The sequence below is a fragment of the Pedobacter sp. PF22-3 genome (genome assembly GCF_026239555.1).
Taxonomy (GTDB): domain Bacteria; phylum Bacteroidota; class Bacteroidia; order Sphingobacteriales; family Sphingobacteriaceae; genus Pedobacter.
In genome coordinates this window covers 529,335-543,100 of record NZ_JAPIVP010000001.1, presented here as the reverse complement: position 1 = coordinate 543,100, position 13,766 = coordinate 529,335, and the positions used below count along the sequence as shown (strand labels likewise).

Genomic DNA, 13,766 nt, shown 5'->3' with positions numbered 1-13,766 from the left:
GCAAGGGCGTAAGAAAGTTGACAAATTTGCAGTTGAATTATTAAAAATTAAATGTGGCCTTCAGCATGGCCACTCGTCCGGGGATATCATAAGTTCCGGTAGTTAAGGAGTTGGCTGAGAGGTAAATTGCATCAAAGCTTTTAATATTTGTAAGGTTGGTGATTCCAAATTCGATATCAGTCTTCATCTTTAACCATTTATAGCGCATGTTGGCATCCGCAAAAAGGTATTTCAAATCAGGCTGTGATGATTGCCGGGTTAAAAGGTGCTCTGCAGATAAATTCAAATACAGGTTTTTAACTGTGGTGATAGCTAAAGCAGATTGTTGCCTCAATTGTTTAAAATTTGTTTTTATCCCATCGGCTACCATGGCTTTATTTTCGGTAATGGCCAAATTAGCAGCGTACGACCAGTTAATGAAGTTGGTCAGCTTAGCTTCAATACCAACTTTGTAACTCATGGTTTGTGTGTTAAATGGTAAAAGTTCATTGTTCTGCAGCTGACTGTATTTGCTTTGAGCAAAACTTACACCGGCATTTACCGTACTTTTTAAGGTAAACAGATATTTGCTTGCGTTTGCGGCCAAAGAAAGGTTACGGATATGGTTATTAAGCGGCAGAACAATTTTCTGCTGAATGTTGCTGTTGAGGTTGTAGGCCTCAATCGTATTCAGCTGAGTATCGCTGTAATTTGCCATTAAGTTGGCAAATAACATTTGCATGGCTTTTCTAAAATTAAAACCGGCTCCCACGTTATGCGTTTTGGATTCAGCAATTGGTGCATCGTTCGAAAACAGTGAGCGGTAATTTTTTAAAATCGTACCCCTATAAATATCACTTATACCACCCAGATCGTTTCTGAAACTATAATTCGCCGTTACATAATTTTCGGTACTGGTTTGGTATTTCACATTAAACAAAGGATTTATGAATAGTTTATTTATGCTGTTGTCCAACTGATTAAGTACATCATTGTAGTTGATGTGGTTGTAGCTTAACGGCAAACTTAAGCTGGCCTTTAACTTATCGTTGTTATACTCGTAAGTAGCTTCAGTATAAATTTTGGTTTTAAGCCAGTCAAGGCTGTTAACTGTATTACCTGTAACAGACTCAGTTTGTAGGTTGTTTTGCGTGCGGAAAAGTTCCGAATTAAGCTGTTGCTGTTGTACGTTAAATCCTGCTTTATAGGTTTGTACGAAATTGTTTTTTACAAAAGCGAATGATACATAATTATTCGTATACCAGGTTGGCAATTTGATAAATTGTGTTAAACCGAGATAGCTATTTCCATTATTCAAAACATCGGCATTTAGGCCGGGCATAATATTCAGGGTTTCGGGTTGGGTGGTGTGGTTTAAATAGGAGTAAAGGTTAATCACATCCTCCGATTTTAACTTTTTGCGGTAATTAAATTCGTTCGACAAGTCGAAGGTTTCCTGTTTAAGCACCTGGTTGGCCGCTACATTGTTAATTACAAAATCCGATGTGGTTTTAAACGGTGTATATTCCAATACCAGGTTATTGTTCAAATAGTATTGCTCCGCATTGCCGTTTAGATTAAACTGCGCCCTTAGTTTTTGTGGATTAATGGCATTGCGCTGCGTTTCAGCATAGCGTATGGTTTGCCCGGGAAGATAAGTTTCTGAAAATTTATTGTATTCCTGACGTCGCTGATCATATAAATAGGAAATATTTGCCCTCAACTGAAGGTCAGGATTGAATTTGTATAAGTTGTTCAGATTAATTAAACCAGCTTTATTAAAAAGATATCTGCTTTGTGGTAAGGAAGGTACTCCGGCAGCGCCTGTAGAAAGCAGTGCGTTGGGTTTACCGTTATCCAGTTTTTTTGCATAATCAGAAAAATTGTGTGCAATAAGGTCTCCACCAGGATCAATGCCAATATTGTTTCCTTTTATGTTGTTAATAAACTTTAGCTTTTTATTAAACAACATGGCTGTTAGGTTTTCGTCAAATCGATTTGGAGCGCCGGCGCCGACAGTGGCATCGCCCAAAACTTTAAGCTGAGCTTCATCTTTAATCACCAGGTTTAGGGCAACATCATCGCTCATGTTATTTTTACGCATCATTTTAATGGGTTGATCGTTTTGAATGACCTGCACCTTATCAACTGCCCCATGGGGGATGCTTTTAGTACCTATATTGTATTTATCATCCAATAAATTGTCGCCATCCACATAAAGGTTAGATATCGATTTTCCGTTGTAGCTGATTTTGCCGTCTTCGGCCACTTCAACACCAGGCATTTTTTTCAATACATCACCAATACTTCTGTCTTGCTTATCAGCAAAGTCAGCAGTTCGGTAATTTAAAGTATCGCCCCTGGCGTTTAATGAAGGCCTGTTTTTAACGGTTACCGTTTCCAGCATGGTTTCGCTGGATTGTAAAATCAGGTCGTAACTTTTAGTGGCATCGGTTACCATGGTAATCAGCTTTTTAAAACCAATGCTCGAAGTTTCAATTTTGTAACCTGCAATCTGATCGTTTTTGAGTGCGATGGTAAAAGCACCATTTTTATTGGTCCGGGTAAAATTGATGATATTACCTTCAGCATCTTTTAGCGTTACGTTAACTGATTCAATACCCTTACCACTGGCATCTTTTACCAAGCCTTTAAGTGGAGGCCTTTGGGCAAAAATAGAAAAAGCTGCCAGCAAGAGCCAACATGTTAAAATGAGTTTTTTCATTTTTTATCTTCAATTTCTATTGGGTTGTTAATTTCGGCTTTAGCTGCATTCGTGCCTGAAGGACGTGGGGGCTGGTTGTTTTTGAACGCGCCTTGCATACCGTTTGCAGCCATTTGTGCCTGCATAAAACCTTGCGGGTCTTTATCACGGGCGGCTTTAAGTTTATCAAGTTCTTTGCGGGTGGTTTTTATCGCATTGGCAGGTAACTTAATTTCAGGCCCAAGGTAGCTTGTGCTGATATCCATGCCCATAATTTTTACCGAACTCACTCCGCCACTTGGGGCTGCAATTTTAACCTCCCCATCGGCATTGTCTGTAGCATTTGCTTCCTTTACATTTTCAATTCCGGCAAATTCAAATTTTACTTCCTTTTTATCATCGTAAGCTTCTATAATTAAACCAGGTAAGCCATTTAATTTCCATGGACCACTTTGAAACGGAATCTCGGTAGCAAACCAGGCTATCCAGATACGTCCTTTAAAATGTGCAGTTGCTTTTTGGCAGGCAACTCCAGAAAAACTCATCGTATCTTTTAAAATTTTCCAGTCAATCGTTGCTGCAGGTTCTTCAACTAAGTAATTATTAAAAATGCGTTCTTTGGTAATCATTTTATGCTCATTTGCAAAAAAGAAATAGTCTTCCTGGGTAAGGGGGACTTTTGTTTCGCTTTTGACTTCAATTTTTACGTTGCCATTGCCTATTTGGTTTTTCATCTGTTCCTGTATCTGTTTTTGCATGTTTTGTGCCTGGTTCAGCTTATCGTAACTGGTAAACACCGATGCATTTTTACCGGTTACCAGAAGCATATTTTCCACTTTAGGTTTATCTCTTTGTGTAGTGTCGGTTACGTGCGTTAAAGTATAGCGCACCCTGGCCAACGCTTTATCTGATTCTTGGGCCTTTGCCGAAAATAAAATGGCCGTAGCCAAACAGGTAGTTAAAATTCGTTTCATGATATTGAGTTGTTTCTATTTAATTTTCGTAAATCTACGAAATATTCGTAATAAAAAAATACTTTAACATTTTTTAACGGAGAGAAGGTGGGAGATGTAAATGGTAGATGGAAAATGTAAAATGTAAGATGTAAAATGGATGATGGGTAATGGAAGATGTAAAATGGATGATGGATAATGGGGGGAATGTATTTTATTTGCAAAGATGCATCGTTAAGTTTTGGAAATGAACGGCTTGTGGTTCTTGGCTGGCTTTAGTCCTGCTTTACGCTTTACTTCGTTGCACTTCGTGTTCGCTCCAATCAGGTTTAGGAACAATGGTTTCTGCGACCTGCAACCGAGGAAATTATCTTATCTTGAACAGTGTAGAAGGATCTGCCATGAAGTTAAATGGTACATGATAAATATTTTGTAAGTTTTGGAAATAAACGGCTTGTGGTTCTTGGCGGTGTGTAGTCCCGCTTTCGCTTATAGTCCTCGCTACGCTCCGGGCTATTCCGCTCATTCGATAGCCATCGGATCAGGTTTAGGAACAAGAGGTACTGCACTTGGCAACCTAAAAATGGAGGTTTTTTTTATTTTATCCCACGTTATTTATCGAACAATGCTTTTCTAAAAATGTAATTAAATCGATCCTGAACTCTTTAAATACTCAAAATCCTGATCGCGTATGATTTTAGTTAAAAATATTTTTGATATGTGTTTGTGTGTTAATTGAATTTGTTCTATATTTGCACCTCGTTAAATAAAAATTAAAAAACTAATATTTAAACAATGTACGCAATAGTAAATATAGCAGGGCAGCAATTTAAAGTTGCTAAAGACCAGCACCTTTTTGTACACAGATTACAAGGAGATGAAGGCGCTAGTATTGAATTTGATAATGTATTGTTGGTTGATAACGGTGGTGCAATTACTGTAGGTGCTCCTGCAGTTAAAGGTGCTAAAGTTTCAGCTAAGATCGTATCTCATTTGAAAGGTGATAAAGTAATCGTTTTCCACAAGAAACGTAGAAAAGGTTACAAAAAGAAAAACGGTCACCGCCAGTTTTTCACTAAGATTCAGATCTCTGACATCACGTTATAATTAATTGTTAACCCAATAATCCGCTTTTAGCGGGTTACAAAATATAAAATCATGGCACACAAAAAAGGAGCCGGTAGTTCGAAAAACGGACGTGAATCGCATAGTAAGCGTTTAGGTATTAAAGTTTTCGGTGGTCAGTTAGCTATCGCAGGAAACATTTTAGTACGTCAACGTGGTACAAAACACCATCCTGATAAAGGCGTGGGTATTGGTAAAGACCATACTTTATTTGCTTTAGTTGATGGTACTGTTGTTTTCAAAAAGAAACAAGATAACAAATCATATGTTTCTATTCTTCCTATCACTGATGCGGAGATCGAAGCAGCAATGGCTAAACCAGCTGCTAAAAAAGCAACTGCAAAGAGAGAAGTTGTAGCTGAAGTTGAAGCAACACCTGCTAAAAAAGCACCTGCTAAAAAAGCAGCTAAAAAAGACGAAGCGACTGAAGAAGCTGCAGCTGCAGAATAATTAGTACGAAACAAAATATAAGGAAGGTTCTGATGCAAATCAGGACCTTTTTTGTTTAATACGCTTTTGGTTAAACTTTTTACAATGTTTATTTATGCTAACAGTCAAACTCCCGACTCAAAACTAAGTATCGGTACTTCGACTACCCTCAGGAAATAAGGGGGATTTTGTTAACTAACTTTGGAATCCAGGCTATCCAACTCCAGACTAGTATGTTAAACCCTGTTAAATAACATAAATTAACATTTCGGTGCATTAGATTTGGGTATTGATTTAAAAATTAATACAAATGAATCTGAAGAAAATATCATTGCTAATTCTGTCACTTATTTCTGGCCATTTTTTGTATGCGCAGGAGATAGAAGAAAATATTCGCATGGTAAAACCATTTAAGGCCGATGGTATATCGAACGAATGGAATGAACCGCTCAACCAGTATAACGATGCTACCAAACTGGCTTTTGCCCTGGCCAACGATGATAAAAACCTCTATATTATAATAGAATCATTAGACCCGCAAACTACTTTTAGTGTACTAAGGGGAGGGATCACTTTAAATATTAATACTGAAGGTAAAAAGAAAGATGGCATGAAGTTGATCTTTCCGCTCATGGAAAGGCCGCCCATGCCAAAAGATGGGGAAGTGCATCATGCTTTATCATCTGATCAAGAAATACATGATTTGGCTGCTACGAATAAAAGCATTAGGGTTTCAGGTTTTAAAAATATTGCTGATGGCGAATTGCCAGCAATTAATCAGGACGGTATTGAAACAGGTATGAGCATTCATCCCAACAGAGATCTGATTTATGAGTTAAGCATTCCATTGGCACAGTTACAGGTGGGCCTGAATTTTAAAAAGCCCATTGTTTATAATATCAAAATTAACGAACCAGGTAAATCTGGGTTTAAAAGAGAAGCTTCCCCTGAAGGAGGAAACAGAAGTGGTGGAAGATCAGGCGGCAGAGGTGGAATGGGAGCTGGAGGTATGGGGGGCGGTGGCCACGGTGGTATGGGCGGCGGAGGAAGAATGGGGGGTGGCGGTCAAAGACCAATGTCAGGAGCTGAATATTCTACTAAATCAGCTGATTTTTGGATTAAATATAAGTTAGCTAAAGGCTTGGGAGATATTTGAAGTACGTCTTTTACTGAAGCGCAGCGAAATGGAAAATCCTTTGATATAGATTTCTCGGCTTCGTTGCGCTTCGCTCGAAATGACGAATACCTTAATACTCCCTGTCCATTAATTGGTTGGTAAGTGTTAACAGGTCGGCTTTTCTTTCATCACTCACATTTATCTGCGCAAATAAGGCTAAAGCTTTATCACGGTAATGGTTCATGTGTTCTTTCGCAATCTGCTGTATATTTAATGTATCGTAAATAGCCCTTACGCTTTTTACTTTTTCTTGTGCATTAAAGGCTTTAGAAGCGGTCCAGGTTTTTAAAGCAGTTTTATTATCGCCTTCTGCAAGTTCAAGTGCTTTCAACAGTAAGAAAGTTTTTTTATTGGCAATAATATCGCCGCCAACCTGTTTGCCAAACTTTTCAGGATCAGCATATACATCTAAAATATCATCATGCAATTGAAAGGCAATGCCAATGTTTTCTCCAAATTGTTCAATCAAATCTGCATCTTTTGCAGATGCACTGGCAATAATAGCGCCCAACTTCAGCGCACCACCTAATAATACTGCTGTTTTAAGTCTGATCATGTTGATGTACTCTTCAATACTTACATCATCACGTTTTTCAAATTCCATATCAAGCTGCTGCCCTTCGCAAACACCCTGTGCAGTAGCATTAAAAGTATCCAGTGCATCTTTCAGGAGAGCCGGATTTACCTTTGCCAGGTTTTTATTGGCTTCTACCATCATCACATCGCCACTTAAAATAGCCACATTGGTACTCCACTTTTCGTGTACCGTTGCCTGGCCTCTGCGCAATGGTGCATTATCCATGATATCATCGTGTACCAAAGTGAAATTATGGAAAATTTCAATCGCCATGGCAGCATGAACAGATTCGTTGGCATCTTTACCAAACAATTCGGTAGCCATTAGCACCAATAGGGGTCTTACACGTTTGCCACCAAGGTTAATGATATAGCTGATTGGATCATAAAGTTGCTTAGGGAAACCTGGTAAATTTAAATTTTGTATTGCGTTATTTAAAATCTGCTGTAATTGTTCTGTAGTCTGCATGTTTTGTTTAAACATTGTGTTTCTGGCACAAATGTCTTGATTTTTTAATCAGGAATTAGGGTGAAATCGATCTGACGTTTAGAAAGGTCAACTTTTTTTACCCGGATCATTACTTCATCTCCCAGTTGATATTTTTTCTTTTTTCTTTGTCCAACAATGCAGTAGTTTTTCTCATCAAGTACGTAAAAATCGTCAGATATATCGCGTAAACGAATCATACCTTCGCATTTATTCTCTTCAATTTCTACATACATGCCCCATTCAGTAACACCTGAAATAATGCCTTTGTATTCGGTACCGATATTGTTTTCTAAATATTCTGCCTGTTTGTACTTTATTGAAGCTCTTTCTGCATCTGCAGCCCGTTTTTCCATCGCCGAAGAATGTACTGAAGCAACTTCATAAAACTCCATATCAGCCGATTTGCCGCCATCTAAATAGGTTTGGAGTAAACGGTGAACCATTACATCCGGGTAACGGCGGATCGGTGAGGTAAAGTGGGTATAATATTCGAAAGCCAAACCATAATGACTGGTTTTTTTAGTGGTGTAGATGGCTTTGGCCATAGAGCGGATGGCCAGCGAGGTTAAAATATTCTGCTCTTTTTTACCCTCTACATCTGCCATTAAATGGTTGAGCGATTTTGCAATTTCCTTATCGGATTTAGTATTGATTTTATAACCAAAACGGGAAGCAAAATTGGCAAAGGTATTCAGGGTTTCCATGTTTGGCGAATCGTGCACACGGTAAACGAAGGTCAATTTATTTTTGCCCTTCACTTTTTTAGCAATAAATTCAGCCACTTTGCGGTTGGCCAAAAGCATATAATCTTCAATCAATTTGTGGGCATCTTTGCGTTCTTTAACGTAAACGCCTATAGGTTTACCCGCTTCATCGAGTTTAAATTTAACTTCTGTACTTTCAAAGCTGATGGCACCGTTTTTAAACTTGCGGTCGCGCAAGATGTAAGCCAGCTCATTCAGTTTTTGTATTTCAGGTGCATAGTCGCCGGTTTTATTTTCAATCACTTCCTGGGCCTCTTCGTAGGTGAATCGGCGGTCAGAGTGGATTACGGTACGGCCATACCATTCGTTTTGAATATTTGCCTGCTCATCAAGCTCAAAAACAGCAGCAAAGCATAATTTATCTTCATGCGGACGAAGTGAGCATACACCGTTACTTAAGCGTTCTGGCAGCATCGGAATGACGCGATCAACCAGGTAAACAGAGGTTGCCCTGCTGTAAGCCTCTTTATCGAGTTCACTTCCCTGAATAACATAGTGTGAAACATCGGCAATGTGAACCCCGATTTCATAGTTTCCGTTAGGCAGTTTTTGGTAAGAGATGGCATCGTCAAAATCTTTGGCATCTGCCGGATCGATGGTAAAGGTTAATACCTGTCTAAAATCTTTTCGTTTCGCAATTTCAGCGGCAGGAATTTCTTCCGGAATAGCATTGGCTTCTCTTTCTACCTGAGGGGGAAACTCAAGTGGAAAACCATACTGAGCCAGAATGGCATTCATTTCGGTATTGTTTTCACCCTGGTTGCCCAGCACGTGTTTTACAATACCTATTGGATTTTTGGCACTTTCAGGCCAATCGGATAACGTTACCAATACCCTTTGACCGCTTTTTGCACCATGCGTATCGGCCAATGGCACAAAAATATCGTGCATCATTTTTTTGTCGTCGGCAATTACAAAGGCAAAACGGTCTGAAATTTTAATCACCCCTGTAAAGTCTGATTTTGCCCTTTTAATGATTTCAATTACCTCGCCATCATTTTTACGTCCGCTCTTTTTGGCAAACACATAAGCTTTTACGGTATCGCCGTGCAGCGCATTTTTAAGTTTGCGGGGTGCAACAAAAATATCTTTTTCAAACTCATCTTCGGGCACGATATAAGCCGATCCATCGGCAGTCATATCTACCGTGCCAATAATGAAATTCTGCAGTTCTTTAAGTTTAAATTTACCTTTCTCGGGTTCTAAGAAAATTCCGTTGTTTTTTCCTTCTTTTAATATCTCTAAAATCGTTTCTCTTGATTCCTGATCGTTTAGGTTTAATTTTGACGAAACCTGTTTGTAATTGAGGAGTTGATTATTGTTTTTTTCAAAAATATCACTAACCAATTGATTCAGAACCAATTTAATATTTGCCGATTTTTTCTTTGCCATATGCTAAACTGAATTTACCGAAGATACAGAAAAGATAGAGAAGTGGCAGGATTTGGCGTGTAAAATGTATTCTAGATGTGAGATATGAGACCTGAGATATGAGACCTGAGATGTGAGAACTGAGCGGGGAGACACAGGATATGGGTGTTGAGATGTGAGCGGTAAGATGGTTTATCGTTTATTGGTCATTGGTTTATTGGTATAGCAAACAGGGTTGCATGTTGATGGTTTAATAGCTCATCGTGGATTGCCAGGGCGAGTTAGCGGAAATTGCTATTGAAGATCAGAGATTAACATGGGCCAATAAATAATATTCCAAATTAAACCTCATTTCTAAACTTTATTCCATCTTATGGACTATGGACTATGGACTATGGACTATGGACTATGGACTAACCTGATCTCCATGTAAATAATTTTCGTCCGTTCTGCGGTGTAGCTGATATGGATGTTTCCATTTTGGTCCTGAATAATGGCTGGATAGCTGTATTCTCCTTTCAAATGGTTTTCGAGGGTATAAATATCTGTCCAGTTTTCGCCATCGGTTGATATGGCCAGCTTTAATACCGAGCGGCCTTCCCACCAGTTTTTGCCTGCTGTTAATGGATTGTAAACAAGCAATTGCCTGCCATCTTTTAAGGTTACCGCATCACTGCCGGAGTTGGGGTTAGGCAATTGGGTAGGCTTAAGCTTTGACCAGGTTTCGCCATGATCAACAGACCAGCTTTCTACAATTACATTTTGGCGGCTTCTGCAGAGCAATTGCAATTTTCCTTGGGGATGAATGAGGATGGATGGCTGGATAACCCCAAAGGTATCGCAGTTGATCTTGATTTTTCTCCAGTTTTTACCATTCGCATCCGATTTTTCAATGTGGATATTCCAGGTTTTTTCATCCTGACTTTCGGTACTTGAAGGGTAAAGGATGGTTCCGTTTGCCAATTGAATGGGTTTGTTTTTAATGGGACCCAAAAAATCATCAGGTAGTTTTCTAGCTTTAGACCAGCTTTTACCATTGTTAACAGATGTTTTATATTCTGCCCACCACGTACGGGGATTTAGCCCCACTTTGTAATGTAAAAATAAAGTGCCGTTTTTTGCTTTAAAAAGCACCGGATTCCAGCAGGCTAAACGGCTGGTGTCATTTTGTATCCCATTGGCAATTTCGACAGGTTGGCTCCAGTTTGTCCCGTTTTTTACTGCCGACCAGATGACCACATCTTTGCTCCCTTCGTGTTTGCCACCAAACCAGGCTGCCATAATTTTTCCATTTCCAAGATCAACCAGTGTTGAAGCATGACAGGCTTCGAAAGGTACTTGTTTAAAAATGGGGTTAGACTGTAAAATTTCAATTTTTTGCGCGTAAGTATTTGATAAAAAGGATAGTATGATAATAATGGGAAGTAGAATTCGCATAATTTATTGGTGACCGGGGATGGCGGCAATCAGTTTTTGGGTATATTCGGCCTTAGGGGCGTTAAATAATTCTTCTGGAAAACCTTCTTCTTCAATTTTGCCTTTATTCATCACCAAAATACGGTCGGAAATATGCTTAATTACCGCCAGATCATGTGAAATGAAAATATAAGTAAGGCCAAACTCTTCCTGTAATGACCTGATGAGGTTGAGCACCTGTGCCTGTACAGATACATCGAGCGCAGATACAGATTCATCGCAAATGATAAATTTAGGCTGTAAGGCCAAAGCCCTGGCAATGACCACGCGCTGCCGCTGGCCGCCGCTAAACTCGTGTGGATAACGGTTAAAATGTTCAGCTTTTAAACCAACCTTATCTAAAAGTTCTACTACTTTTTGTTTGCGCTCGGCATCATTTTGATACAGCCCATGCACCTGCAAGGGCTCCAATATAGATTGACCAATGCTCAGTTTTGGATTTAGCGAAGCATAAGGATCCTGAAAAATGATCTGGATATCTTTTCTGAGCTTCCGCAATTCGTTTTTGCCCAGATGTGTAATGTCTTGCCCATTAAATATAATGGAACCAGATGTTGGCTGAATTAACCTCAGGATACTACGCCCAAGCGTGGTTTTTCCGCAACCTGATTCTCCTACGAGGCCAAGGGTTTCACCTGGAAAAACCTCAAAATTAATTCCGTCTACCGCTTTAACATAATCGGTAGTTTTACCGAATAATCCATTACTAATGGGGTACCAGGTGCAGAGGTCTTTAATTTGCAGCAATGGTTTTTGCTGATACAATGTTTGTCTTCTTTGTTCGATTTCAGTTGCTGTTAATAGGTTTGCAGCCATTAAATAGGCAGGCATATCTCCAGTTTCGTTATTTAAAAAATCGGCTACAACAGGTAATTTTTTTAATTGTAAGGTGGGTGAGGGCCTGCAGGCCAGTAAACCTTTGGTGTAAGGATGTTGTGGGTTTTCGAACACCGATTTTGCCAGGCCTTGTTCTACAATTTCACCTTTGTACATCACGGCAACTTCGTCAGCAATTTCGTTTACCACACCTAAATCGTGCGAGATAAAGATCATGGCCATGTTACGCTCTGTTTTGAGCTTAAGGAGCAATTGCAGGATGGTTTTCTGAACGGTTACATCCAAGGCAGTTGTAGGCTCGTCGGCAATGAGGAGTTTAGGATTGCAACTTAAAGCCATAGCAATCATCACCCGCTGTTTTTGTCCGCCTGAAATCTGATGCGGATAACTGTCAAATATTTTTTCGGGCCTTGGAAGCTGAACTTCGTTAAATAAGGCAATAGTCTGCTTTTTTGCTTCGGCTTTATCTACCTTTTGATGGAGAATAATGGCTTCGGCTACCTGATCGCCGCAAGTAAAAACAGGATTTAGGGAGGTCATCGGTTCCTGAAAAATCATCGAAATCTGATTTCCCCTGATGTGCCTGATTTCGTTAGCATCCAAATTAAGCAGGCTGATATCTTCAAATTCAATATCTCCGGTGATTTTTGCAAAGCCTTCATCATGTAAACGCATAATTGAAAATGAAGTAACCGATTTGCCAGAGCCCGATTCGCCTACAATGCCTAAAATGGTGCCTTTCTTTACATTAAAGCTGATTTTTTTAACCGCATTGAACCAGCTTTTATCTTCCTGGATGTAGAAATCGATATTTAAATTTTCAACGTTTAACATTAAATTTTATTAATGACAATTTCTTTTGAGCCTAACTCTAAACTATTATGTTCATCCAAATGATAATGGCAACCGAGAGGAGTTTCGTTTTGTGACAAAAAAAGCAATTTTTTTGCTAAAGAAATCAACCCTGCCTGGTTCGCAGAGATTACAATCTGGTCATTTAGAATCGCACTTTTAATTACAAATCCATCTTCCCAAATAGAAACAGTACCTTTTTCTATAGTATATTCTGGAATAATTATTTTTAATTCAGCCATCAGGGTACAATGGTAATATTTTCTTCCGGAATTACATCCATCTCTTTGAATTTTAACAGTACCTGTGCAGTAGTAATTACATCTTTCTGGCAATAAGTAACAATGCGGGGGAGATTTTTCTCTTCATAATATACCTGTTTTACCTGACTGCCGTTAATGTCATCTTTTGGTGTCGGAATATCCAGAATGGTGGCTAGCAGATTAAGCGAGGTGAAATTTTTATAGTCGCCAAATTTCCAGAGTTCCATCGTATCAATATGGTTCACTTCCCAGGGTTTTTTGCCGGATAATTGCAATTGTAGAGGAATTTCTATCCGGTTGATCAAAAGCCTACGGCACAGGTAAGGAAAATCAAATTCTTTTCCATTATGCGCGCAGAACATCAGGTTAGGGGTTTGTTTATTAATCAGTGCAGAAAATTGTGAAAGTATTTCGTGTTCATCATGGCCCGAAAAGGATTTGATTCGTAATTTATTCGTTTTTTCTTCCGTGTAGAAAATGCCGAGGCTGATGCAAATAATTTTACCAAATTCGGCCATCACACCTGCACGTTCGTAAAAGTCTTCTGCGCTTTGGTCGCTGCTGCGTTGATATTGCGTTTTTTGTTCCCAAAGTTCTTGAAAATGAGGTGGGACATCCTGAAAAGACGGATATTGGGGCACAGTTTCGATATCGATAACCATTACCTGATTGAGATCTAAAGCCTTTAGCATAAATAGATAGTTTTCAGTGAACAATTTACAATTTTCTATTTATAATTATATCCCGAATTAACTATTGTTTTTTTAGGT

The 13,766-nt window shown here is 39.1% G+C and carries 11 protein-coding genes; 3 read left to right on the top strand and 8 right to left on the bottom strand.

The window, feature by feature from the left end; genetic code table 11:
• Positions 1-40 precede the first annotated feature (40 nt).
• Positions 41-2,704, bottom strand: a complete 2,664-nt coding sequence (locus OQX63_RS02225) for a carboxypeptidase-like regulatory domain-containing protein (RefSeq protein WP_265849264.1) — start codon at positions 2,702-2,704, stop codon at positions 41-43.
• Positions 2,701-3,657, bottom strand: a complete 957-nt coding sequence (locus OQX63_RS02220; protein WP_265849263.1) for a GLPGLI family protein — start codon at positions 3,655-3,657, stop codon at positions 2,701-2,703. Before OQX63_RS02220 ends, OQX63_RS02225 begins: the two co-directional genes overlap by 4 nt.
• A gap of 774 nt (positions 3,658-4,431) precedes the next feature.
• On the opposite strand from OQX63_RS02220, the gene rplU reads away from it, so the two are divergent.
• The 3 genes from rplU (at position 4,432) to OQX63_RS02205 (ending at position 6,346) form a co-directional block, all read left to right on the top strand.
• Complete coding sequence (gene rplU / locus OQX63_RS02215) at positions 4,432-4,743, top strand: 50S ribosomal protein L21 (protein ID WP_039476071.1); 312 nt, start codon at positions 4,432-4,434, stop codon at positions 4,741-4,743.
• 51 nt (positions 4,744-4,794) lie between these two features.
• Positions 4,795-5,211, top strand: coding sequence for a 50S ribosomal protein L27 (gene rpmA, locus OQX63_RS02210; protein ID WP_265849262.1), 417 nt, complete (start codon positions 4,795-4,797; stop codon positions 5,209-5,211).
• 289 nt (positions 5,212-5,500) lie between these two features.
• Positions 5,501-6,346 (top strand): hypothetical protein, encoded by an 846-nt coding sequence (locus OQX63_RS02205; protein WP_265849261.1) that lies wholly within the window; start codon positions 5,501-5,503, stop codon positions 6,344-6,346.
• A gap of 91 nt (positions 6,347-6,437) precedes the next feature.
• On the opposite strand, the gene OQX63_RS02200 is transcribed toward OQX63_RS02205, so the two are convergent.
• From OQX63_RS02200 to OQX63_RS02175, 6 genes are all read right to left on the bottom strand, one after another.
• Positions 6,438-7,412, bottom strand: coding sequence for a polyprenyl synthetase family protein (locus OQX63_RS02200; protein ID WP_265849260.1), 975 nt, complete (start codon positions 7,410-7,412; stop codon positions 6,438-6,440).
• 44 nt (positions 7,413-7,456) lie between these two features.
• A complete protein-coding gene (gene rnr, locus OQX63_RS02195) occupies positions 7,457-9,589 on the bottom strand; it encodes a ribonuclease R (RefSeq protein ID WP_265849259.1) in 2,133 nt (710 codons plus the stop codon).
• A gap of 378 nt (positions 9,590-9,967) precedes the next feature.
• Positions 9,968-11,005 carry a sialidase family protein gene (locus tag OQX63_RS02190; RefSeq protein ID WP_265849258.1) on the bottom strand — a complete coding sequence of 346 codons (1,038 nt, stop codon included), beginning with the start codon at positions 11,003-11,005 and terminating at the stop codon, positions 9,968-9,970.
• Positions 11,006-11,008: 3 nt separating this feature from the next.
• The gene (locus OQX63_RS02185) at positions 11,009-12,715 is read right to left on the bottom strand and encodes an ABC transporter ATP-binding protein (protein ID WP_265849257.1); all 1,707 of its coding nucleotides are present in this window, start codon (positions 12,713-12,715) and stop codon (positions 11,009-11,011) included.
• Positions 12,715-12,975, bottom strand: a complete 261-nt coding sequence (locus OQX63_RS02180) for a hypothetical protein (protein ID WP_265849256.1) — start codon at positions 12,973-12,975, stop codon at positions 12,715-12,717. Before OQX63_RS02180 ends, OQX63_RS02185 begins: the two co-directional genes overlap by 1 nt.
• Positions 12,975-13,688: a 3'-5' exonuclease gene (locus OQX63_RS02175; protein ID WP_265849255.1), complete on the bottom strand. Its 714-nt coding sequence runs from the start codon at positions 13,686-13,688 to the stop codon at positions 12,975-12,977. Before OQX63_RS02175 ends, OQX63_RS02180 begins: the two co-directional genes overlap by 1 nt.
• Positions 13,689-13,766 lie beyond the last annotated feature (78 nt).